Source organism: Cupriavidus campinensis, assembly GCF_905397395.1.
Classification (GTDB): Bacteria; Pseudomonadota; Gammaproteobacteria; order Burkholderiales; family Burkholderiaceae; genus Cupriavidus; species Cupriavidus campinensis.
In genome coordinates this window covers 106145-127328 of record NZ_CAJPVH010000007.1, presented here as the reverse complement: position 1 = coordinate 127328, position 21184 = coordinate 106145, and the positions used below count along the sequence as shown (strand labels likewise).

Here is a 21184-nt window from a genome sequence, read left to right as displayed (position 1 = left end):
GCGGCCTGGGGCTGGTCAGGCGAACTGGCGCAGGAAGCGCACGTCGCCCTCGAAGAACAGCCGCAGGTCATTGATGCCATAGCGCAGCATCGTCAGGCGCTCGAGGCCGGAGCCGAACGCGAAGCCGATATAGCGCTCGGGGTCGAGGCCCATGTTGCGCAGCACGTTCGGATGCACCTGGCCCGAGCCCGAGATCTCCAGCCAGCGGCCGCTGCCGAAGGCCATGTCGATTTCCGCCGACGGCTCGGTGAACGGGAAGTACGACGGGCGGAAGCGCACCTGGATGTCATCGCGCTCGAAGAACTTGCGCAGGAAATCGGTGTAGACACCCTTCAGGTCGGCGAAGCTCACATGCTCGCCAATCCACAGCCCTTCCACCTGGTTGAACATCGGCGAGTGCGTGGCGTCGCTATCCACACGGTAGGTGCGGCCCGGGCAGATCACCTTGATCGGCGGCATCGGCTTGCCGGCGTGCTTCTGCACGTGCATGCGCGCGTAGCGCACCTGCATCGGGCTGGTGTGCGTGCGCAGGAGCAGCAGCTTGTCGTCGCTGTCGCGGCCGTCCACATAGAACGTGTCCTGCATCGAACGGGCCGGATGATTGTCCGGGTTGTTCAGTGCGGTGAAGTTCATCCAGTCGGTCTCGATCTCGGGACCATCCGCCACGTCGAAGCCGATGGAGCCGAAGATCTGCTCCACGCGTTCCCAAGTGCGCATGACCGGATGCAGGCTGCCGCGCGACACGGCGCGGCCGGGCAGCGTCACGTCGATGGCCTCGGCGGCCAGGCGCGCGTTCATCAGCGCATCGGCCAGCGCCTGGCGGCGCGCCTGCAGGGCACCTTCCACCTGCTGCTTGACCTGGTTGATGCGCGCGCCTTCGGTCTTGCGCGCCTCGGGGTCGAGCTTGCCCAGGCCCTTGAGCAGCTCGGTCAGCGCCCCGGTCTTGCCCAGGAAGCGGGCCTTTTCGTTTTCCAGCGTGGCGTTGTCGTTGGCGGCGGCGAAGGCGGCCTGTGCATCGGCGACGATTTGATCCAGATCCAGGGACATGACGGCAATCGTGGAAAGGGTTAGCACTGTGTGCGGTATCTCATTTCGGGTGCCGTTTCACTGTGCATGACACGGCATTCGAAATGAAAACGGGGCTCGGTGAGGAGCCCCGTTTCAGCAGACCTGGCGGTCGGCGCTTGCCCGGAAGCGCCCTGGGGCGCTTCCGCAGCCGGCATCAGGCAACGGAGGCTTTCACCTGGTTGACGATGGCGGCAAAGGCAGGCTTGTCGTGGATAGCCATGTCCGACAGCACCTTGCGGTCCAGTTCAATCGAAGCCTTCTTCAGGCCGTTCATGAACACGCTGTAGGTCAGGCCATGCTCACGCGTTGCCGCGTTGATACGTGCAATCCAGAGCGCACGGAACACGCGCTTCTTGTTGCGACGATCGCGGTATGCGTACTGGCCAGCACGCATGACCGCCTGCTTGGCGATGCGATAGACGTTATTGCGACGGCCGCGGTAACCCTTGGCAGCGTCGATGACTTTCTTGTGACGGGCCCGTGCAGTGACCCCACGTTTGACTCGAGGCATGTATTACTCCTTTCGTTGTCGTTGGGTTATGCGTAGGGCATCATCGCGCGAACCGACTTCAGGTTCGTCTCATGGACGTCCTGGGTGCCGCGCAGTTGACGCTTGTTCTTGGTGGTCTTCTTGGTCAGGATGTGACGCTTGAAGGCCTGGCCGCGCTTGAACGAACCGTTCGGGCGCGCCGTAAAGCGCTTGGAGGCGCTTTTCTTGGTCTTCATCTTAGGCATGAAAAACTCCAGCTCTATGACATGCATGCAGGTGGACGGCTCACGCCGACGCTTGCAAGACCCGCATCCACTTGTTGTTGTACGCAGCCACGGGGACCACGTACGGTTTTCCGCGCAGCACGACGCCGGGATGTACGTGACATCCCGGCCGTCGCCCCGCGCGAGAATTACTTCTTCTTCTTGGGGGCCAGCACCATCACCATCTGGCGGCCTTCCATCTTCGGCATCTGCTCGACCTGACCCAGCTCCTCCAGGTCCGCCTTCAGACGCTCCAGCATGCGCGCACCGATTTCCTGGTGGGCCATCTCACGGCCGCGGAAACGCAGCGTGATCTTGGTCTTGTCACCATCCTCCAGGAAACGCTTCAGGTTGCGCAGCTTGACGTTGTAGTCGCCATCATCCGTGCCAGGACGGAACTTCACTTCCTTGACCTGGATGATCTTCTGCTTGAGCTTGGCGTCATGGGCGCGCTTGGCTTCCTCATACTTGAACTTGCCGTAGTCCATGATGCGGGCCACGGGTGGAGCCGCGTTGGGCGCGATTTCCACGAGATCCAAGTCCTTGTCCTCGGCCAGGCGCAATGCGTCCATGAACTTGACGATGCCGAGCTGCTCGTTATCAACCCCTACCAGGCGCAGTTCCGGCGCGCTGATCTCACGGTTGATACGGTGACCTTTGTCTGTAGCGATGTTCCGTTACCTCAAGAAGACAAAAAAACAAGCCGTGCTCATCACCCTCAGGCTTTGCTGGCAACGTCCTGTTGGAGACGTTCCACAAACGCGGAGACGGGCATCACACCCAGATCCACGTTGCCACGGGCACGCACGGCCACTTGATTGGCATCCTTCTCCTTTTCGCCCACTACCAGCAGGTAGGGAATCTTCTGGAGAGAATGCTCGCGGATTTTATACGTAATTTTCTCGTTACGCAAATCGGCCTTGGCCCTAAACCCTTGTTTTTGCAAGAGTTGCACGACGCTTTCGGCATATTCCGATTGCGAATCGGCAATATTCAGGACCACCACCTGCTCCGGCGCCAGCCAGGCGGGCAAAGCACCCGCGTGATTTTCGAGCAGGATGCCCAGGAAGCGCTCGAACGAACCGAGGATGGCACGGTGGAGCATGACCGGACGCTTGCGCGAGTTGTCCTCGGCGACGTATTCGGCACCCAGCCGCTCCGGCAACACCAGATCCAGCTGCAGCGTGCCGCACTGCCACGAGCGGCCGATAGCATCCTTGATGTGGTATTCGACCTTCGGGCCGTAGAAGGCGCCCTCGCCCGGCAGCTCTTCCCACTCCACGCCACAGGCGCGCAGGGCCAGGCGCAGGCCTTCCTCGGCATGGTCCCAGATCTCGTCCGAGCCAGCGCGCTGGGCCGGGCGCAGCGACAGCTTGACCGCCACGTCCTTGAAGCCGAAATCGTCATAGATCGAGAACGCGAGTTCGTTGAACGCCTTCGCTTCTTCCACGATCTGGGCTTCCGTGCAGAAGATGTGTGCATCATCCTGCACAAAACCGCGCACGCGCATCAGCCCATGCAGCGCGCCGGACGGCTCGTTGCGATGGCAGGCGCCAAACTCGGCCAGGCGCAGCGGCAGGTCCCGGTACGAACGCAGCCCGTGGTTGAAGATCTGCACATGTCCAGGGCAGTTCATCGGCTTGATCGCGTAGTCGCGCTTCTCCGATTCCGTGACGAACATGTTCTCCTTGTAGTTCTGCCAGTGGCCGGACTTTTCCCAGAGCGAACGGTCCATCACCTGCGGCGTGCGGACTTCTTCATAGCCGCCTGCGCCCAGGCGGCCGCGCATGTACTGCTCCACCGCCTGCCAGACCTGCCAGCCCTTCGGATGCCAGAACACCATGCCCGGCGCCTCCTCCTGCAGGTGGAACAGGTCGAGCAGCTTGCCGAGCTTGCGGTGATCGCGCTTCTCGGCCTCTTCCAGCATCGTCAGGTAGGCGTCCTGGTCTTCCTTCTTCGCCCAGGCCGTGCCGTAGACGCGCTGGAGCATCTCGTTGTTCGAGTCGCCGCGCCAGTAGGCGCCAGCCACCTTCATCAGCTTGAACACCTTGAGCTTGCCCGTGGACGGCACGTGCGGGCCGCGGCACAGATCGACGAAATTGCCTTCGCGATAGAGACCGATTTCCTGGTCCGCCGGAATCGACGCGATGATCTCGGCCTTGTACTTCTCGCCCATCGACTCGAACAGCGCCACCGCCTCGTCGCGGTTCCACACTTCGCGCGTGACTTTCTCGTCCTTGCGGGCGAGCTCCGTCATCTTCTTCTCGATGGCAACGAGGTCTTCGGGCGTGAAGGGGCGCTTGTAGGCGAAGTCGTAGTAGAAACCGTTGTCGATGACCGGGCCGATCGTCACCTGCGCCTCGGGATACAGCTCCTTGACGGCGTAGGCCAGCAAGTGAGCCGTCGAGTGGCGGATCACGTCGACGCCATCGGCATCCTTGTCCGTCACGATGGCGAGCGCGGCGTCACGGTCGATCCGGTAGCTCGTATCGACGAGCTGGCCATCCACCTTGCCAGCAAGTGCCGCCTTGGCCAGGCCCGAGCCGATGCTCTGGGCCACTTCGGCCACCGTGACAGGGCCGGGAAATTCGCGACGGGAACCGTCCGGCAGCGTGATTGCGATCATCTTGCACCTTTTGAGGGGTCCGCTCGCCAGCATTCTGCGCCTTGGCGGGCGGATCAAAGTCAATGTCTGCGGTAGCGGCGAGGCCAGCCACCATTTGTTCCTTGCCGCGCATCGCGGACGATGCGGCAGCTTATCAGGCCGCTGGCGAACGACAGACGAAAAAAAACGCGGCCAAGGCCGCGTTTTTCTCAATCTACCCGGATCACCCCGGGGCGAAGGCGCACCTCGACTACTGTCGCTGACCAGCGGTAGTAGTTCGAGTTGTCTTGTTCATGATGCGTTTCCGTGCCTGTAGAAGTCGATCGGATCTGCCGTCACGCCAGCCTTCGATGCCGACGGGGTAATACGTATTTTTACTGCTTTACTGCAATTCGTTGGTAGGCTCGATTGGACTCGAACCAACGACCCCCACCATGTCAAGGTGGTGCTCTAACCAGCTGAGCTACGAGCCTAGCGAAGCCGCAAGTATAGCATCACTTTCTTTTCGCCTGCAACACCCCTTGTACATCTTCGATGATGGAAAGCGCGCGTTGCAACTGCGTGGCCTCCGAGACCTCGGCCGTGAACTGCATCCGCGCTACGCCCTTGCTCGAAAGCGTCTTCACGCCGGTGACGTTGATCTTTTCGCGCGAGAGGACTTCGGAGATGTCGCGCAGCAGGCCCTGGCGGTCCACGGCTTCCACGTGGATGTCCACCGGGTACACGGCGTCGCTGCGCTTGCCCCACGCCGTCTGGATCACGCGTTCGGGCGCACGCGACGACAGTTGCTGGAACGTATGGCAATTGCGGCGATGGATCGACACGCCGCGCCCCCGCGTGACGAATCCAACAATCTCGTCCGGCGGCGCCGGCTTGCAGCAGCGGGACATCTGCGTCATCAACGAGTCCACGCCCACCACCAGCACGCCGCTCTTGGCGCCGCGCGCCACGCTGGTCGCGCGGCTCTTCTTGGTGACGGCTTCTTCCTCGTTGAACTGTGGCTGCGCCTCGCCCTCCGGGTGCCGCAGCGCATGCTCCACATGGCGCAGGCTGAACTCCTCCTTCGCCACCGCCGCGAACAGCTCGTCCGGGGTCTTGAAGTGGAGCCGGCTGGCCAGGTCGTCGAGGTTGACCGCGGTCTTGCCCTCGCGCTGCAAGGTTTTTTCGATCAGTGCCCGGCCCTGCGCGATGGTCTCCTGCGAGTCCAGCGCGTTGAACCACGCGCGCACCTTGGCCCGCGCGCGGCTGCTGGCGAGGTAGCCCAGCTCCGTATTGAGCCAGTCGCGCGACGGCCCGCCCTGCTTGACCGCGACGATCTCCACGGTCTGCCCGTTCCGCAGCGGCGTGTTCAGCGGCACCATCGCCCCGTCCACGCGCGCGCCACGGCAGCGGTGGCCGAGGTCGCTATGCAGGTAATAGGCGAAGTCCACCGGCGTGGCGCCCTGCGGCATCGCTACCACGCGCGCCTGCGGGGTCAGCACATAGATATGGTCGTCGATGGCCGCATGCTTGAGCTGCTCCCACGGCGAATCCTCGTGCGCGACCGAGTGGTCGGCATCGTCCTTCCACGCCAGCAACTGGCGCAGCCAGGCGATCTTCTCGTCGTAGCGCTCGCTGGCCGAGAACTGCCCGCTGTAGCCCTTGCTGCCGGCTTCCTTGTAGCGCCAGTGCGCCGCCACGCCGTATTCGGCGAAGTGGTGCATCTCCTGCGTGCGGATCTGCACCTCGAACGCGCGGCCATCGTCGCCGATGACCACCGTGTGCAGGGACTTGTAGCCGTTGGACTTCGGCCGCGAGATGTAGTCGTCGAACTCGCGCGGAATCGGCTGCCAGATATGGTGGACGATGCCGAGGACCGTGTAGCAATCCTTGATGTCGTCCACGATCACGCGGAACGCGCGCACATCGTACAAATCGGCGAAATCGAGTTCCTTGCCGCGCATCTTCTTCCAGATGCTGTAGATGTGCTTGGGCCGGCCGGTGACCTCGGCGGGGATGCCGGCCGAGGCCAGTTCCGACTGCAGCCGCTCGATCGCCTGCGAGATATAGCTCTCGCGCTCGATCCGCTTCTCGTCTAGCAGTTTTGCGATGCGCTTGTAGGTATCCGGCTGTTCGAAGCGGAAGGCGAGATCCTCCAGCTCCCACTTCATCTGCCAGATCCCGAGCCGGTTGGCCAGTGGCGCGTAGATATCCAGCGTCTCGCGCGCCACGCCCGGCAGCGGCATGTTCTTGGTCTGCGCGAGCCAGCGCAGCGTCTGGAGCCGTGACGCCAGGCGCACCAGCACCACGCGGATGTCCTGGGCGAAGGCCAGCAGCATCTTGCGCAGCGCCTCCACCTGTTCCTGGCGGGCAGCGACCTCGGATTTCGACGATTCCGAGACATCGGTCTGCGACACCGCGATGGCACCGATGCGCAGCAGCTGCCGCACGCCCTTCACCAGCCGCGCGACTTCCTCGCCAAAGCGCGGCTCGATCTGCGGCTCGGTGTCCGGCACGAAGGCCGCCATCGCGAACAGGCAGGCCGCGGCGCGCGCGGCGTCGTCCACGCGCAGGCCGTCGAGGATGCGCAGCATCCCCTCGGCGTGAGACAGGACGGTCTCGCCGGTGGGCAGCATCGCGGGCTGCGCCCCGTCGGCGGTCTCGCGCACGAACGCCAGCGCGCGCTCGACCAGCCCGGCATCGGGCACGCCTGCGACCTGACTCGTGAGATCGGTGGACGTCACCATGTCAAACCATCCACCATCAGTGCAGCGCGGCCGTCACCACCACTTCGATCAGGTAGTCGGGATTGGCCAGCTTCGCCTCGACGGTGGCGCGCGGCGGCGTGTTGCCCTGCGGCACCCAGGCATCCCAGACCTCGTTCATCTCGCCGATACGGGTCACGTCGGTCAGGAAGATCTGGCACGACAGGATGCGCGTCTTGTCGCTGCCGGCCTCAGCCAGCAGGCGGTCGATATGGCCCAGCACCTCGCGCGTCTGGCCGCGCAGGTCTGCCTTGGGGTCCACTTCCGGTACCTGGCCGGCCAGATAGACCACGCCGTTGTAGACCGCGTACTCGGAGAGGCGCGCGCCAACATGGGCGCGCTTCAGGGCATTGGTACTCATCGCAATTCCATTGATTTCGGGATGGGATCCGGCGCGGCCTCACGTGCCCAGGAAGAAGTCCCGGGCGATGGCCACCTGGGCCGGATCGATAAATGTCGGTGCATGCCCCACATCGGGGACTTCCACCGTGGAAACCTGTTTGCCACGCGCCTGCATCTCGGCCATGGTCTCGCGCAGCAGCAGATCGGACTGCGCGCCGCGCACCACCAGCGTCGGGCCCTGGATGGCCGCGAACATCGCCCAGAGCGCGGCCTCGCCGGCCTGCACCATCTCGGGCGTGGTCTCCTTGAACGGCACGGCCAGCGCAGGATCGTAATGCAACCCCCATTCCATGCCCTCGGCGGCCTGCACCGGCTTCAGGATCGCGCCGTTCAGCTCGCGCCACTGCTCGGGCGTGTGCCGGCCGAACGAAGCACTGATGGTCTGGAGGTAGGCCAGCCCTTCCTCGAAGGTCTTGAAGCGCACCGGCAGCCCAAGGTAGGCGCCGATGCGCTCCACCGCCTGCGGGGCCAGCCGGGGGCCGACGTCATTGAGCAGCAGCTTGCGGATCGGCGATTTTGGCAGGCTCGCCAGCCCCATGCCGATCAGCCCGCCCATCGACGTGCCGAACCAGTCCACCTGCTCCACGTTGAGCCGTGCGATCAGCGTGACCATGTCCGAGACATATTGCGGCACGATGTAGCGGCGCGGATCGGCCAGCCACTCCGAGCGCCCGCGCCCCGCCACGTCAGGGCAGATCACGCGATAGTCGCCGGACAGGGCACGCGCCACGGTATCGAAGTCGCGCCCGGTGCGGGTCAGGCCATGCACGCACATCAGCACGCGCGGATTGGCCGGGTCGCCCCACTCGTGATAGGCCATGCGATGCAGGCCGGCGGGACTGATGCACTGAACGAAGCCGAGGCGCGGGCTGGAAGACATCTGAACTCCCTGCGAGGGTGGGGACTGCGTTTCGGGGGCGCATGCTGGCCGCAATTCTCAGCGAATTACGACCACGCTCCGGAAGATTCCGGGCGTTTGGGCAAAGCAGGATTGTACGCCCTGCGAGTACAATGCCACAGCACATCACCCCCCTACTCCCGACGGAGGCTTACATGCTCAAAGGCAAGACGGCACTGGTGACTGGCTCGACCAGTGGGATCGGACTCGGCATCGCGCAGGCACTGGCCGCGCAGGGCGCCAACATCATCGCCAACGGTTTTGGTGACGTGGACGGCGCAAAGGCCGAGATCGCGCGCGCTGGCGGCGGCATCCAGGTGGGTTACCACGCCGCGGACATGAGCCGCGCCGCCGAGATCGAGGACATGATGCGCTACGCCGAGCGCGACTTCGGCGGCGTGGACATCCTCGTCAACAACGCCGGCATCCAGTTTGTCGCGAAAATTGAAGAATTTCCGACGGACAAGTGGGACGCGATCATCGCCATCAACCTGACCTCCGCCTTCCACACGACGCGGCTCGCGCTGCCGTCGATGAAGGCCAAGAACTGGGGTCGGATCATCAACGTGGCTTCCACGCACGGGCTGGTGGCGTCGGCGGAAAAGTCCGCCTACGTGGCCGCCAAGCACGGCATTGTCGGCTTCACCAAGGTCACCGCGCTGGAAACCGCGCAGACCGGCGTGACGGCCAACGCGATCTGCCCGGGCTGGGTGCTGACGCCGCTGGTGCAGAAGCAGGTGGAAGCGCGCGCGCAGCGCGACGGCATTCCGGTCGAGCAGGCCAAGCGCGAACTGGTGATCGAAAAGCAGCCGTCCGGCGAGTTCGTGACGCCCGAGGAACTGGGCGCGCTGGCCGTGTTCCTCTCCAGTGAAGCCGCCCGCCAGGTGCGCGGCGCGATCTGGAACATGGACGGCGGCTGGGTGGCCCAGTAAGGCCAAAGCCCCGCCCCAAGACAAAAACCCCCGCCGGCTTGCGCTGGCGGGGGTTTTGGCTTTCAGGCTTTCAACCGCGTAAGCGGCGATCCGCTTACAGCAGTGTCGCGCCCGTCTTTGCCTGGATTTCCTCGCGGCTGACGCCGGGCGCCGTTTCCACGAGTTTCAGGCCATCGGAGGTCACGTCGATCACGCCGAGGTCGGTGATGATGCGGTTGACCACGCCCACGCCGGTCAGCGGCAGGTTGCAGTCGGCCATGATCTTGATGTCCTCGGTGCCATCCTTCTTCTTGGCGGTGTGTTCCATCAGCACCACCACGCGGCCGACGCCGGCCACGAGGTCCATCGCGCCGCCCATGCCCTTGACCATCTTGCCCGGGATCATCCAGTTGGCCAGGTCGCCGCGCTGGCTGACCTGCATCGCGCCCAGGATGGCCAGGTTGATGTGACCGCCGCGGATCATCGCGAACGAGTCCGCCGAAGAGAAGATCGACGAACCCGCCAGCGTGGTCACGGTCTGCTTGCCGGCATTGATCATGTCGGCGTCCACCTCTTCCTCGGTCGGGAAGGGGCCGATACCGAGCAGGCCGTTCTCGGACTGGAGCCAGACCTCCATGCCTTCCGGCACGTGGTTGGCCACCAGCGTCGGCAGGCCGATGCCGAGGTTCACGTAGAAGCCGTCCTGGAGTTCGCGGGCCGCGCGCGCGGCCATTTCGTCACGTGTCCATGCCATGATGTCTCTCCTTACTTGGCACGCACGGTGCGCTGTTCGATGCGTTTTTCGGGGGTGGCGTTCAGCACCAGACGCTGCACGAAGATGCCGGCGAGGTGCACGTCGTCCGGGTCGATCTCGCCCACTTCGACGATTTCCTCGACCTCGGCCACGGTGATCTTGCCGGCCATCGCGCACATCGGGTTGAAGTTGCGCGCGGTGCGGCGGAAGACCAGGTTGCCGGCCTTGTCGGCCTTGTAGGCCTTGACCAGTGCCACGTCGGCGGTCAGCGAACGCTCCATGACGTACTGCTGGCCGTCGAATTCGCGGATTTCCTTGCCGTCGGCCACGATGGTGCCCACGCCGGTCTTGGTGAAGAAGGCGGGAATGCCGGCGCCGCCGGCGCGCAGCTTCTCCGCCAGGGTGCCCTGCGGCGTGAATTCCAGCTCCAGTTCACCGGCCAGGTACTGGCGCTCGAACTCCTTGTTCTCGCCCACGTACGACGAGATCATCTTGCTGATCTGGCGCGTGGCCAGCAGCAGGCCCAGGCCGAAGCCGTCCACGCCGGCGTTGTTCGAGATGCAGGTAAGTTGCTTGGCGCCGCTGTCGCGCAGGGCGGCGATCAGCGCCTCGGGGATGCCGCACAGGCCGAAACCGCCCACGGCGATCGTCTGGCCGTCGCGCACGACGCCCGCGAGCGCCTCCGCGGCGCTGGCGTAGACCTTGTTCATGTTTGCTCCTTCCTCGGTAGTCCGGCGGGGATTCTCCCCGGATGGGGGCGGTCCCTCGGCATTTTGGTCCCACGGGCGCCAGGCGCCACGCCGGGAAATTGTAACGGTACAATCGGCTGTCAGCCGGGTGACTGGCTGGCATCCGCTGCCGACCGCAAGCATACGTCAACGGGTGCCGCCAGCGCCATTACGTAAAAGTACATAAGGGACAATGCCCCCCATCGACTACCAGACCGCCTTCCAGCTCGCCCCGGTGGGGCTGGTGCTGTCACGCGCGCGCGTGATCGAGGACTGTAACGACGAGGTCTGCCGGATCTTCCACACCACGCGCGACGCGCTGGTGGGCGAGTCCTTCCAGGTGCTCTACCCCACCGCCGACGAGTTCGAGCGCACCGGCGCCCGCATCGTGCCGATCATGAACACCAAGGGCATGTATTCGGACGAACGGATTATGAAGCGGGCCGACGGGGAACTGTTCTGGTGCCACGTCACCGGCCGCGCGCTGGACCGGCGCGAGCCGCTTGGGGCAGGAATCTGGACCTTCGAGGATTTGTCGCAGAAGCGGCCGGTCACGGCCGACCTGACGGCGCGCGAGCGGGACATCGCCGCGCAGCTGGTGGACGGCAAGACCAGCAAGGAAATCGGCAAGCTGCTGTCGATCAGCCCGCGCACGGTGGACATCTACCGCGCGCGGCTGATGAAGAAGTACGGCGCCCACACGGCGGTGGACCTGGTGCAGCGGCTGGTGAATCACTAGGGGGCGTTGCACCCCGCCGGATCAGGCGATCAGCGCCCGGATGGCCTCGGGCACCGGAACGGACTTCTCCGCCGCGTAATCGCTCCACACCACCTTGGCGCCGCCCTCGGCCCAGATCACGTCGGGCAGGTCCGTGCGGCGGATCTCGATACGCGTCTCGAAGCTCGTGCGGCCAACCTGGCCCGCGTAGACGCGCAGCTCGATGTCGCCCGGGAATCGCAATTGTTTCAAAAATGTCATGTGAGCGTTGATGATGACCGGCCCCTGGCCGCTCTCATCCTTGCCGTTCCGGCCGATCGACCGGAACCACTCGATCCGCGCCTGCTCCAGATACTGGAAGTAGACCGTGTTGTTGACATGGCCCATGGCGTCCATGTCGCCCCAGCGGATGGGCATGACGCAGGTGAAGACGTGTTTCATTGCAAATCCCGGACGCACTCGTTTATCGCTTGGAAATCGCCGTCTCCGCCTTGGCGACGAGGTCCGAGCCGATCTGCTTCTTCCACTTGTCGTAGACCTTGACCGTGGCCTTGCGGAACGCGTCGTGCTCGGCCGGGCTCAGCTGCGTCACCTTCACGCCGTGCTGCTCCATCTCCTTCCACGCCGGCGCGCCGGGTTCCACCAGGCCCTTGCGGGCCAGTGCGATTTCCTGCTTGCCAGCGTCGATGGCGGCCTGCTTCACGATCTCGCGGTCAGCCGGCGTCCACGACTCCCAGATCTGCTTGTTGACCACGAAGATCAGCGGATCGGCCACGTAGCCCCAGGTGGTCACGTACTTCTGGCCCACCGTGTACAGCTTGGCGGCGGCGAACACGCTCTGCGGGTTCTCCTGGCCGTCCACCGCGCCCGAGGCCATCGCCGGCTGCGCATCGGCCCAGCTCATCTGCGTGGGGTTGGCGCCCAGCGCGTTGAAGGTCTCGATGTACAGCGGCGAGCCCACCACGCGCAGCTTCAGGCCCTTGAGGTCTTCCGGCTTGCGGATCTCGCGCTTGGAGTTGGACACCTCGCGGAAGCCGTTCTCGCCCCAGGCCAGCGGCACCACGCCGGCCTTCTCCAGCGTGGCGAACATCGACTTGCCGACTTCGCCCTGCGTCAGCGCGTCCAGCGCCTTGTAGTCGGGCATCAGGAACGGCAGCGAGAACAGGTTCAGCTCCTTCACCTGCGGCGACCAGTTGATCGTGGAGCCCACGGCCATGTCGATCACACCCTGGCGGATGGCCGAGAACTCGCGCGTCTGGTCGCCGGCCACCAGCGAGGTGCCCGGATACAGCTTGATATTGATGCGGCCGCTGGTGCGCTGGCGCACCAGGTCGGCCCAGATCTCGCCGCCCTTGCCCCAGGGGAACGCGGGGCCCAGCACCAGCGACATCTTGTACTCGGACTTGTAGCTCTGGGCCATCGCACCGGCCGGCGCCAGGGCGGCGGCGGCAATCGTGGCGGCTACGGACAACATCAGGGCACGGCGTTTCATGCGGGAATCTCCTCGTCGGTTTCTAGTTTGATTTCGATCAATAGCCCAGGTAGTCGGGCAGCCACGTGGCCAGCGGCGGGAAGGCCAGCACCATCAGCATGGCGACGAACATGGCCAGCAGCATCCAGATCACCCAGGGCACGGTTTCTTCCATGCGCACGCGGGCAATCCGGCACGACACCATCAGGTTCACGGCCAGCGGCGGGGTGAACTGGCCCAGCGCCACCTTGAGCGTCAGCACCACCCCGAACCACACCGGGTTCCAGTGGAAGGCGTTGGAGATGGGCAGCAGCAGCGGCACGAAGATCAGGAAGATCGAGATGCCGTCCAGGAACATGCCCACCGTCATCAGCAGCAGCACGATCAGCGCCAGCACGCCGTACTCGCCCAGGCCGGAATTGGCGATGGCATGGGCCAGCGGGTCGATCACGCCGAGCGTGGACAGCGCGTAGGCGAAGATGCCCGCGAGCGCCACCACGAGCAGGATCACCGCCGAGGTCTCGGCCGCTTCCTGGAAGATCACGAACAGGTCGCGCAGGCCGATGCTGCGGTAGATCACCATGCCGACGAACAGCCCGTAGACCACGGCCACCACGGCGGCCTCGGTCGGGGTGAACCAGCCGGCACGCATGCCGCCGAGGATCAGGAACGGCGCCACCAGCCCCCAGGCCGCTTCGCGCAGGCTCTTCCAGAACGGCGGGCGCGGCAGCCCGGCCTCGATATGCCCCATGTTGTGCTTGCGCGCCAGCCACACGGCCGGCACGATCAGCGCCACGCCGGCCAGCAGGCCCGGAATCATGCCCGCCGCGAACAGCGCCGGCACCGATGCGCCCGGCACCAGCACGCTATAGATAATGAAGGCGACCGATGGCGGGATCAGGATGTCGGTAGCCGCCGCCGCGCCGACCACGGACGCGCTGTACGCCGGCGGATAGCCCGCGCGCGACATCGCCGCGATCATCACGCCACCCACGGCCGCCGCGTTGGCCGGGCCCGAGCCCGAGATGCCGCCGAGGAACATCGCCACGAGAATCGCCACCAGCGGCAGCATGCCCGGGCCACGCCCCACCACGGCAATCGCGAAGGTCACCAGCCGCGCCGCCACGCCGGAGCGGTCGAAAATCGACCCCACCAGCACGAACATCGGAATCGCCAGCAGCGGGTATTTGGCCAGGCCAGCGTAGAAGTTCTGCGGCACGGCCAGCAGGCCGAACATCTGGGTGTCGAGGTTGGACAAGCCGATGGCAACCAGCCCGCCCAGCCCCAGCGACACGCCAATCGGCACGCCCAGCAGCATCAGGCCGATAAAGACCACGAACAGGATAATGGCGACGAGCGTCATTGCACGCCCTCCCCGCCCTGCTCGCTAAGCGCCCGCAGCGCGCGGACATTGCGCCAGGCCAGCGCCAGCGCGCGCAGCACGATCGCCGCGGACAGCACGGGCAGCCAGATCGAGTACCACCAGCTCGGCACGCCAATGCCGGGCGAGGTCTCGCCGAACGCGTATTCATCCCAGGTAATCCGCACGCCGAGCACCGCCAGCGCCAGGAACATCACCGCCACGCCCAGCGCGGAGACGATGGCCAGCCGCTTCTGCCGCGCGGCGCTGCCCCGTTCGAAGAAGAACTCGATGCGGATATTGCGGTCGCGCGCCACGGCGGCGCTGCCGGCGACCAGCGCCAGCACGATCATCAGGAAGACCGAGAACTCCTCGGTCCAGGCGAACGATTCGTCGGTGAAGTAGCGGACCACCACGTTGGCGAACGTAATGGCCACCAGCAGCACCATGACGATCACGCCAATCCAGTCCTCGATACGCGGCGAAATGCGGAATTCACTGTCGCGGGCTTCGTCGGCGGCTTCGGGAATGACCACCGAATCCACGACGTGTTGCGGCACGGCGTCGCGCCGTGCCTCATTGTCTTGCACCATCTCCCCCGGCCTCCGGTCCGGGCCGTCGGGCCATTGCGGCCGCTGCGGCATATTTCTGATTATTTATGTAAGGACTTCATGCGAAGCCAGCGGCGATTATGCCAACTCTGGCCTCTCGCGGCACAACTTTGGACGCGCAGGGGACCGGATAAGCCCTGCTCGCCCACGCGCCCGCCTCGCCGCGCTTGTGGCGCGTTGCGGGGCAGGCATCAGGATTGTGCGGTATTCGGCAATTCTTGTCGCTGGAGCGCGGCCTCGGACCACGCCCAGACCACGCTCAACCGATGCTCAGACCATGCCGTCGTCCGCCGTGACCACCGCACCATTGATGAAACGCGAGGCATCGGACGCCAGCAGCAGCAGCAGGCCGTCGAGGTCTTCCGGCTGGCCGAGCCGCTTGCGCGGCAGCATCTGGATCAGCTTCTGGCCCGCCTCGCTTTCCCAGTGATGATGGTTGATGTCGGTGTCGATATAGCCGGGGCAGATCGCATTGGTATTGATGCCATGGCGCGCCCACTCCAGCGCCATCGCCTTGGTCATATGGACCACGGCGGCCTTGCTCATGCAGTACACGCCGATCTGCGACAGCACCTTCAGCCCAGCCACCGACGCGATATTGATGATGCGCGCCTGCGGCAGCGGATTGCCCTGCTTCTCGGCGCCCTTGGCCCGCGCAATCATGCGCTTGGCCACTTCCTGGGCCACGAAGAACGCGCCGCGTGTGTTGGTATCGAAGACGAAATCGAAGTCCTCGGCCGTCACGTCGGTCAGCTTCTGCGTGGTGGAGACGCCCGAATTGTTGACGAGGATATCGATGGCGCCGGCCTCGGTCTCGGCATGCGCCACGGCGGAGCGGATGCTGTCCGGGTCGGTCACGTCGAGCCGCACCACGTGGGCGCTACCGCCATCGGCCTCGATCGAGGCACGCAATTCCTTGAGGCGCTCGGTGCGGCGCGAGGCCAGAACCACCTTGGCGCCAGCGGCGGCCAGAACGTGAGCGAAGCGCGTGCCCAGCCCGCTCGAGGCACCGGTCACCAGCGCGACCTTGCCTTCCAGATTGATCGACAAACCCATAATTACCTCGGTGTGGAGGCATCCGGCCGAGGCCCGATGCGTGCCGCCAGGCCCCATCTGCTGGGCGAAAGGCAGCATACCAAAAAAAAGAACGGTCGTTCCAAAAAATATCTTGCCTGAGGGTGTCGAGTCCCGGACAATGCCGGAGATTCTAAGAACTTGGCCCCTAAAGGGAAAGAGGAAAAACGCCTAGATCCTGGCCGGGGCCCTCACAGATCTCCACAATCGCAGCTCCCCCACCGCCTTGCCGGATCACGGGCTGCAAGCCTGCGGCAGTATTGCCGCCCAGAAGAAACAGAGGGTTAGAGACAATGGATCAGCAACAACTCCTGGAGCAATTCGGCCCACGCGAAGCCATGGAGTACGACGTCGTCATCGTCGGCGGCGGCCCTGGCGGCCTGGCCACGGCCATCCGCCTGAAGCAGCTGGCGGCGGAGAAAGGCGGCGACGTCAACGTGTGCGTGCTGGAGAAAGGCTCCGAGCCGGGCGCGCACATTCTCTCGGGCGCCATCATGGACCCGCGCGCGCTCAACGAACTGTTCCCGAACTGGAAAGAGCTGGGCGCACCGCTGAACCAGCCGGTCACCGAGGACAAGTTCCTGTTCCTCAACGACACCGGCTCCAAGGGCGCCCCGCTGCTGCCCGAGTGCTTCCACAACGAAGGCAACTACATCGTCAGCCTGTCGAACTTCGTGCGCTGGCTCGGCCAGCAGGCCGAGGCGCTGGGCGTGGAGATCTTCCCGGGCTTCCCGGCCGCCGAAGTCCTCTACAACGATGACGGCTCGGTCAAGGGCGTGGCCACCGGCAACCTCGGCATCAACAAGGAAGGCGAGCCGACCGAGAACTTCCAGCTCGGCATGGAGCTGCACGCCAAGTACACGATCTTCGCCGAAGGCGCGCGCGGCCACCTCGGCAAGCAGCTGATTGCCAAGTACCAGCTCGATGCCGGCAAGGACCCGCAGAGCTACGGTATCGGCCTGAAGGAACTCTGGGAAATCGACCCGGCCAAGCACCAGCCGGGCCTGGTGGTCCACACGGCTGGCTGGCCGCTCGACCCCGCCACCTACGGCGGCTCCTTCCTCTATCACATGGAGGACAACAAGGTGGCCGTGGGCTTCGTGGTCGGTCTGGACTACACCAACCCGTGGCTGTCGCCGTTCGAGGAATTCCAGCGCTTCAAGACGCACCCGGAGATCCGCACGTATTTCGAAGGCGGCAAGCGCATCGGCTACGGCGCGCGCGCCATCACGGCCGGCGGCCTGCTGTCGCTGCCGAAGACGGTATTCCCGGGCGGCGCGCTGGTGGGCTGCGACGCGGGCTACCTGAACGCCTCGCGCATCAAGGGCAGCCACGCCGCGATCAAGACCGGCATGATGGCCGCCGAAGCCGCCTACGACGCCCTCCAGGCCGGCCGCCAGCACGACGAGCTGACCGCCTACCCGGCCGCATTCGAAGCCAGCTGGCTCCACAAGGAACTGCTGCAGGCCAAGAACTTCAAGCAGTGGTTCAAGAAGGGCCGCACCACGGCCACGCTGATGACCGGCATCGAGCAATGGCTGCTGCCGAAGCTCGGCATCCGCAACCCGCCGTGGACCATCCACCGCGAGAAGCCGGACCACGTCTACCTGAAGCCGGCCGCGGACTGCCCGAAGATCGAGTATCCGAAGCCGGACGGCAAGCTCACGTTCGACCGCCTGTCCTCGGTGTTCATCAGCAACACGAACCACGAGGAAAACCAGCCGGCCCACCTGACGCTCAAGGACCCGAGCGTGCCGGTGGACATCAACTGGGAAAAGTACGCCGGCCCCGAAAGCCGCTACTGCCCGGCTGGCGTGTACGAGTTCGTGCAGAACGATGAAGGCAAGGAGCGCCTGCAGATCAACGCGCAGAACTGCGTGCACTGCAAGACCTGCGACATCAAGGACCCGACGCAGAACATCGTGTGGGTCACGCCGGAAGGCCCGGGCGGTCCGAACTACGTAGGGATGTAAGCCAGGCCGCGCAGCGATGCGGGCCTGAGCGGAGGAAAGCCGGCCAGTGGCCGGCTTTTTTCATGGCGACACGATTGCCGATCGATCGGCAACCGGAGGTCAAACCTGCAGGCGCGTGCTGGTCAGCAACTGCTCGTAGATAAAGCACTGGAGCAAGGTCAGCTCGCGTTCGCCCAGCGCGTCGAAGGCGACGCCAAAGGCCGGAAACTCGTCGTCTTCCGATGCGGACGGCGCGCTGCGTACCCAGCCATCGACAATGACCTCGGCGTCGAGCGACGCCGTGCGCAACTGGAAGCTCAGCCGCACCTTCCGGCCCACCGGCGGCGCCGGATGCGAGGTCTGCACCAGCGCCCCGCCCGTGCTCAGGTCGGACAGCAGGCCAAGCCGCGCCAGACCGCTGGCCACGTGAGTGTCTACGTCGGGCGTGCTATTCGAGGCGCTGTCGGCGGCCATTTCCGGTGCGCTGTCCATCGACGGCGCACCCGCCTCCCCCACGCCGTTTTCCACCAGATACGCAGCCAGCCGCGTCGGCACGCGGGCAGCGCTGCGCACAGGCATTTGATCGGTCTGCGCTGGCGCGGACAGCACCAGGTAGCGGAACGGGCTGCGGCACACGGCCGTGATCGTCGAGGTGAAACTGTGGATCGCCTGCCCCGAGAAGCCGCGCAGCAGCACGGTCTCGCCGGCCTGCACGGCCAGATCCCGGCCGCCAAGCGTGGGCCAGGTCACGAACAGGCCCTGATCGATAAAGCCGATCAGGCGGCTGGCGGCGGCGCGCGAGGCATCGCCGGGCGTTTTCACATGCAGCAGCGTGCCCACCTGCAAGCCGAGCGGGCCGGCGGCGAGCCGCGCCAGGCCGGTGCCATCGGCTTCGTTGCCGGCTTCTGGCATGTCGTCGGGACGGCAGACCGTGCCGTGGCGAAAGACCAGCGCAAGGTCGCGCGCGTCCGGGATGACACTGCCGCTGCCGAGCACGAGGTTGCCTTCACCGTCATGTAGCGACCAGGGCAATGGCTGGCCGACGGGCAGGTCTTGCGGAGAAAGTTGGATCATGGCCTGAGTCTCCACGATGTAATCAGTCACTATCGACCGCCAGCCGCCAAGCTTGACCCCTCCTCCGGGGCAGAAATTGTAAAACTCGCGCAAACCCGGCTTGACGCTGGACGGCGGAGCCGCCAGAATCAGCCAAATCGATAAAAGCTGTCAGACAGCCTGACACCTTCTGCGCCCGCCCCCATCCCAATGGACCCCTTGTCCCGCCCCGCCTCGCTTGCCAGCCGCCTCGCCCAGACGCTGCGCGATGACATCGCCGCCGGCCGTTTCGCCGCCGGCGCGCGCCTGCCCGCCGAATCGGCGCTGGCCGAAAACTTCGAGGTAAGCCGGCCCATCGTCCGCGAGGCTATCGCGCTGCTGAAGGCGGATGGCGTAGTCGTCACCCGCAAGGGCTCCGGCGCCTATGTATCCGAGACGCCGGGCGGCCAGGTCTGGCGCGTGGCGAGCCAGCCTGATGGGGGCCCGACACTGGCGCAGTTGTTCGAGCTGCGCCGCGTGGTGGAGACCGCCTGCGCCGAGATGGCCGCCATGCGCCGCACCGCCGCCGACCTCGCCGCCATCCGGGCCGCACTGGCCGCGATGGCCGCCCATGCCACCGACTTCCCGAGTGCGGCGGCGGCCGACATCGCCTTCCATCACGCCATCGCCCACGCCACGCACAACCCCTGCTTCACCGGCCTGACCGATTTCGTCAGCCAGCAGTTGCTGGTGGCGCGCCAACATGCGTGGGAGAACAGCGCGCGCCTTGCCGCCACGCAGGGCACGCCGCGTGCCGCCGATGCCGAGCATGCCGCGCTGGTCGAAGCCATCGCCGCCGGCGACCCGGCCGCCGCGCGCGCCGCGGCCCGTGCGCACCTGACCGCAGCCGCCGCCCGCATGGGCCTGGCCTGAATTTCAAGACATTCCGAGACAAGACACCAAGGAGACCCTCACATGGAACAAGTGGATTGCGTCGTGATCGGCGCTGGCGTGGTCGGGCTGGCCGTGGCGCGCGCGCTGGCGCTGCAGGGCCGCGAAGTCATCATCCTCGAGGCCGAGAACGCGTTCGGCACCATCACCAGCGCGCGTAACAGCGAGGTGATCCATGCCGGCATCTACTATCCGAAGGGCTCGCTCAAGGCGGAACTGTGCGTGCGCGGCAAGGCGATGTTGTACGACTTCTGCGCCTCCCACCATGTGCCGCACCAGCGTTGCGGCAAGCTGATCGTGGCGACGAGCGCCGCGCAGGTGGCCACGCTCGAAGGCATCCGCGCCAAGGCCGAGGCCAACGGCGTGCACGACATGGCGCTGCTGAGCCGCGACGCGGCGCGCGCACTGGAGCCGCAGCTCGAATGCCATGCCGCGCTGCTCTCGCCCTCCACCGGCATCATCGACAGCCATGGCCTGATGACCGCGCTGCTGGGCGATGCCGAGAACGCCGGCGCGATGCTGGCCGTGCAGTCGCCGGTCCGCACGGGCGCGGTGACCGCCGATGGCATCCGGCTGGAAGTGGATGCGGCGGACGGTGCGACTACCCTGCTGGCACGCACCGTGGTCAATTCGGCTGGCCTGACCGCGCCGGACCTGGCGCGGCGCATCGACGGCATCCCGGCCGGGCACATCCCGCAACAGTACTTCGCCAAGGGCTGCTATTTCACGCTGTCCGGGCGCGCGCCGTTCTCGCGGCTGATCTATCCCGTGCCGGAGGCGGCCGGGCTGGGCGTACACCTGACGCTGGATCTCGGCGGGCAGGCGCGCTTTGGCCCCAATGTGCGCTGGATCGACGAGATCGAATACAGCGTGCCGCCGAACGATGCCGACAGTTTCTATGACGAGGTGCGCCGCTACTGGCCCGGGCTGGCCGATGGCGCGCTGCAACCGGGCTACGCCGGCATCCGCCCGAAAATCAGCGGCCCGACCGAGGTGGCGGCCGATTTCCGCATCGACGGCCCGGCCACGCATGGTGTGCCGGGGCTGGTGAACCTGTTCGGGATCGAATCACCGGGGCTGACCTCGTCGCTGGCGATTGCCGAGCGGGTCACGCAGTTGCTGGCCTGAAAGTTCGGGCGAACGCGGGCCAGC

General features: G+C 65.5%; 21 protein-coding genes and 1 tRNA gene. 5 read left to right on the top strand and 17 right to left on the bottom strand.

All coding sequences use genetic code 11. The features are described from left to right. Nucleotides 1-15 precede the first annotated feature (15 nt). The 9 genes from pheS to KHO18_RS06950 form a co-directional block, all read right to left on the bottom strand. Complete coding sequence (gene pheS / locus KHO18_RS06990) at nucleotides 16-1041, bottom strand: phenylalanine--tRNA ligase subunit alpha (RefSeq protein ID WP_186296762.1); 1026 nt, start codon at nucleotides 1039-1041, stop codon at nucleotides 16-18. A 181-nt stretch (nucleotides 1042-1222) separates the two neighbouring features. After that, the gene (gene rplT / locus KHO18_RS06985) at nucleotides 1223-1579 is read right to left on the bottom strand and encodes a 50S ribosomal protein L20 (RefSeq protein WP_092292801.1); all 357 of its coding nucleotides are present in this window, start codon (nucleotides 1577-1579) and stop codon (nucleotides 1223-1225) included. A 26-nt stretch (nucleotides 1580-1605) separates the two neighbouring features. Further along, nucleotides 1606-1803 (bottom strand): 50S ribosomal protein L35, encoded by a 198-nt coding sequence (gene rpmI, locus KHO18_RS06980; RefSeq protein ID WP_006575466.1) that lies wholly within the window; start codon nucleotides 1801-1803, stop codon nucleotides 1606-1608. Nucleotides 1804-1970: 167 nt separating this feature from the next. Beyond that, a complete protein-coding gene (infC, locus tag KHO18_RS06975; protein WP_144195865.1) occupies nucleotides 1971-2492 on the bottom strand; it encodes a translation initiation factor IF-3 in 522 nt (173 codons plus the stop codon). A 47-nt stretch (nucleotides 2493-2539) separates the two neighbouring features. Further along, the gene (thrS, locus tag KHO18_RS06970) at nucleotides 2540-4447 is read right to left on the bottom strand and encodes a threonine--tRNA ligase (protein ID WP_144195867.1); all 1908 of its coding nucleotides are present in this window, start codon (nucleotides 4445-4447) and stop codon (nucleotides 2540-2542) included. Between the two features lie 375 nt (nucleotides 4448-4822). Beyond that, nucleotides 4823-4899, bottom strand: a tRNA-Val gene (locus tag KHO18_RS06965). Nucleotides 4900-4920: 21 nt separating this feature from the next. Beyond that, a complete protein-coding gene (locus KHO18_RS06960) occupies nucleotides 4921-7152 on the bottom strand; it encodes a RelA/SpoT family protein (protein WP_144195869.1) in 2232 nt (743 codons plus the stop codon). 16 nt (nucleotides 7153-7168) lie between these two features. Next, entirely contained in the window at nucleotides 7169-7531 is a 363-nt protein-coding gene (locus KHO18_RS06955) for a RidA family protein (protein ID WP_144195871.1), read from the bottom strand. Nucleotides 7532-7570: 39 nt separating this feature from the next. Continuing rightward, a complete protein-coding gene (locus KHO18_RS06950; RefSeq protein ID WP_144195873.1) occupies nucleotides 7571-8452 on the bottom strand; it encodes an alpha/beta fold hydrolase in 882 nt (293 codons plus the stop codon). A gap of 173 nt (nucleotides 8453-8625) precedes the next feature. Between KHO18_RS06950 and KHO18_RS06945 the strand changes: the two genes are divergently transcribed. Beyond that, nucleotides 8626-9402, top strand: coding sequence for a 3-hydroxybutyrate dehydrogenase (locus tag KHO18_RS06945; RefSeq protein WP_211942945.1), 777 nt, complete (start codon nucleotides 8626-8628; stop codon nucleotides 9400-9402). Between the two features lie 94 nt (nucleotides 9403-9496). On the opposite strand, the gene KHO18_RS06940 is transcribed toward KHO18_RS06945, so the two are convergent. Together KHO18_RS06940 and KHO18_RS06935 are read right to left on the bottom strand one after the other, a co-directional pair. Continuing rightward, the gene (locus KHO18_RS06940; RefSeq protein ID WP_144195876.1) at nucleotides 9497-10135 is read right to left on the bottom strand and encodes a CoA transferase subunit B; all 639 of its coding nucleotides are present in this window, start codon (nucleotides 10133-10135) and stop codon (nucleotides 9497-9499) included. A gap of 11 nt (nucleotides 10136-10146) precedes the next feature. Then, complete coding sequence (locus KHO18_RS06935; protein ID WP_144195878.1) at nucleotides 10147-10845, bottom strand: CoA transferase subunit A; 699 nt, start codon at nucleotides 10843-10845, stop codon at nucleotides 10147-10149. Nucleotides 10846-11056: 211 nt separating this feature from the next. On the opposite strand from KHO18_RS06935, the gene KHO18_RS06930 reads away from it, so the two are divergent. Then, entirely contained in the window at nucleotides 11057-11602 is a 546-nt protein-coding gene (locus KHO18_RS06930) for a PAS and helix-turn-helix domain-containing protein (RefSeq protein ID WP_144195880.1), read from the top strand. A gap of 21 nt (nucleotides 11603-11623) precedes the next feature. Here the strand turns inward: KHO18_RS06930 and KHO18_RS06925 are convergent, their stop codons facing one another. The 5 genes from KHO18_RS06925 to KHO18_RS06905 all read right to left on the bottom strand — a co-directional run bounded on the left by KHO18_RS06925 (nucleotide 11624) and on the right by KHO18_RS06905 (nucleotide 16079). Beyond that, on the bottom strand, nucleotides 11624-12022 hold the full coding sequence (locus KHO18_RS06925) for an acyl-CoA thioesterase (RefSeq protein ID WP_211942944.1): 399 nt from the start codon (nucleotides 12020-12022) through the stop codon (nucleotides 11624-11626). A 22-nt stretch (nucleotides 12023-12044) separates the two neighbouring features. After that, a complete protein-coding gene (locus KHO18_RS06920; protein ID WP_144195884.1) occupies nucleotides 12045-13073 on the bottom strand; it encodes a DctP family TRAP transporter solute-binding subunit in 1029 nt (342 codons plus the stop codon). Between the two features lie 37 nt (nucleotides 13074-13110). Next, nucleotides 13111-14415, bottom strand: a complete 1305-nt coding sequence (locus KHO18_RS06915; protein ID WP_144195886.1) for a TRAP transporter large permease — start codon at nucleotides 14413-14415, stop codon at nucleotides 13111-13113. Further along, the gene (locus KHO18_RS06910) at nucleotides 14412-15005 is read right to left on the bottom strand and encodes a TRAP transporter small permease (RefSeq protein ID WP_211942943.1); all 594 of its coding nucleotides are present in this window, start codon (nucleotides 15003-15005) and stop codon (nucleotides 14412-14414) included. Before KHO18_RS06910 ends, KHO18_RS06915 begins: the two co-directional genes overlap by 4 nt. 288 nt (nucleotides 15006-15293) lie before the next feature. Then, the gene (locus KHO18_RS06905; RefSeq protein WP_144195890.1) at nucleotides 15294-16079 is read right to left on the bottom strand and encodes an SDR family oxidoreductase; all 786 of its coding nucleotides are present in this window, start codon (nucleotides 16077-16079) and stop codon (nucleotides 15294-15296) included. A 311-nt stretch (nucleotides 16080-16390) separates the two neighbouring features. Between KHO18_RS06905 and KHO18_RS06900 the strand changes: the two genes are divergently transcribed. Further along, nucleotides 16391-18070 (top strand): electron transfer flavoprotein-ubiquinone oxidoreductase, encoded by a 1680-nt coding sequence (locus KHO18_RS06900; RefSeq protein WP_144195892.1) that lies wholly within the window; start codon nucleotides 16391-16393, stop codon nucleotides 18068-18070. Nucleotides 18071-18169: 99 nt separating this feature from the next. Here the strand turns inward: KHO18_RS06900 and KHO18_RS06895 are convergent, their stop codons facing one another. Next, a complete protein-coding gene (locus KHO18_RS06895; RefSeq protein WP_211942942.1) occupies nucleotides 18170-19123 on the bottom strand; it encodes a flagellar brake protein in 954 nt (317 codons plus the stop codon). A 189-nt stretch (nucleotides 19124-19312) separates the two neighbouring features. On the opposite strand from KHO18_RS06895, the gene KHO18_RS06890 reads away from it, so the two are divergent. Together KHO18_RS06890 and KHO18_RS06885 are read left to right on the top strand one after the other, a co-directional pair. Beyond that, on the top strand, nucleotides 19313-20014 hold the full coding sequence (locus tag KHO18_RS06890; RefSeq protein WP_144195896.1) for a FadR/GntR family transcriptional regulator: 702 nt from the start codon (nucleotides 19313-19315) through the stop codon (nucleotides 20012-20014). 42 nt (nucleotides 20015-20056) lie between these two features. After that, nucleotides 20057-21160, top strand: coding sequence for an NAD(P)/FAD-dependent oxidoreductase (locus KHO18_RS06885; protein ID WP_144195898.1), 1104 nt, complete (start codon nucleotides 20057-20059; stop codon nucleotides 21158-21160). Nucleotides 21161-21184 lie beyond the last annotated feature (24 nt).

What these genes read in the sequence shown, in the direction of transcription:
- KHO18_RS06955 (WP_144195871.1), bottom strand. Translation starts at nt 7,531, where the DNA reads ATGAGTACCAATGCCCTGAAGCGCGCCCATGTTGGCGCGCGCCTCTCC.
- KHO18_RS06895 (WP_211942942.1), bottom strand. Translation starts at nt 19,123, where the DNA reads ATGATCCAACTTTCTCCGCAAGACCTGCCCGTCGGCCAGCCATTGCCC.
- KHO18_RS06930 (WP_144195880.1), top strand. Translation starts at nt 11,057, where the DNA reads ATGCCCCCCATCGACTACCAGACCGCCTTCCAGCTCGCCCCGGTGGGG.
- KHO18_RS06890 (WP_144195896.1), top strand. Translation starts at nt 19,313, where the DNA reads ATGGACCCCTTGTCCCGCCCCGCCTCGCTTGCCAGCCGCCTCGCCCAG.
- thrS (WP_144195867.1), bottom strand. Translation starts at nt 4,447, where the DNA reads ATGATCGCAATCACGCTGCCGGACGGTTCCCGTCGCGAATTTCCCGGC.
- KHO18_RS06940 (WP_144195876.1), bottom strand. Translation starts at nt 10,135, where the DNA reads ATGGCATGGACACGTGACGAAATGGCCGCGCGCGCGGCCCGCGAACTC.
- KHO18_RS06945 (WP_211942945.1), top strand. Translation starts at nt 8,626, where the DNA reads ATGCTCAAAGGCAAGACGGCACTGGTGACTGGCTCGACCAGTGGGATC.
- KHO18_RS06910 (WP_211942943.1), bottom strand. Translation starts at nt 15,005, where the DNA reads ATGGTGCAAGACAATGAGGCACGGCGCGACGCCGTGCCGCAACACGTC.
- rplT (WP_092292801.1), bottom strand. Translation starts at nt 1,579, where the DNA reads ATGCCTCGAGTCAAACGTGGGGTCACTGCACGGGCCCGTCACAAGAAA.
- KHO18_RS06960 (WP_144195869.1), bottom strand. Translation starts at nt 7,152, where the DNA reads ATGGTGACGTCCACCGATCTCACGAGTCAGGTCGCAGGCGTGCCCGAT.
- KHO18_RS06950 (WP_144195873.1), bottom strand. Translation starts at nt 8,452, where the DNA reads ATGTCTTCCAGCCCGCGCCTCGGCTTCGTTCAGTGCATCAGTCCCGCC.
- KHO18_RS06915 (WP_144195886.1), bottom strand. Translation starts at nt 14,415, where the DNA reads ATGACGCTCGTCGCCATTATCCTGTTCGTGGTCTTTATCGGCCTGATG.
- KHO18_RS06935 (WP_144195878.1), bottom strand. Translation starts at nt 10,845, where the DNA reads ATGAACAAGGTCTACGCCAGCGCCGCGGAGGCGCTCGCGGGCGTCGTG.
- KHO18_RS06920 (WP_144195884.1), bottom strand. Translation starts at nt 13,073, where the DNA reads ATGAAACGCCGTGCCCTGATGTTGTCCGTAGCCGCCACGATTGCCGCC.
- KHO18_RS06900 (WP_144195892.1), top strand. Translation starts at nt 16,391, where the DNA reads ATGGATCAGCAACAACTCCTGGAGCAATTCGGCCCACGCGAAGCCATG.
- KHO18_RS06925 (WP_211942944.1), bottom strand. Translation starts at nt 12,022, where the DNA reads ATGAAACACGTCTTCACCTGCGTCATGCCCATCCGCTGGGGCGACATG.
- KHO18_RS06905 (WP_144195890.1), bottom strand. Translation starts at nt 16,079, where the DNA reads ATGGGTTTGTCGATCAATCTGGAAGGCAAGGTCGCGCTGGTGACCGGT.
- rpmI (WP_006575466.1), bottom strand. Translation starts at nt 1,803, where the DNA reads ATGCCTAAGATGAAGACCAAGAAAAGCGCCTCCAAGCGCTTTACGGCG.
- KHO18_RS06885 (WP_144195898.1), top strand. Translation starts at nt 20,057, where the DNA reads ATGGAACAAGTGGATTGCGTCGTGATCGGCGCTGGCGTGGTCGGGCTG.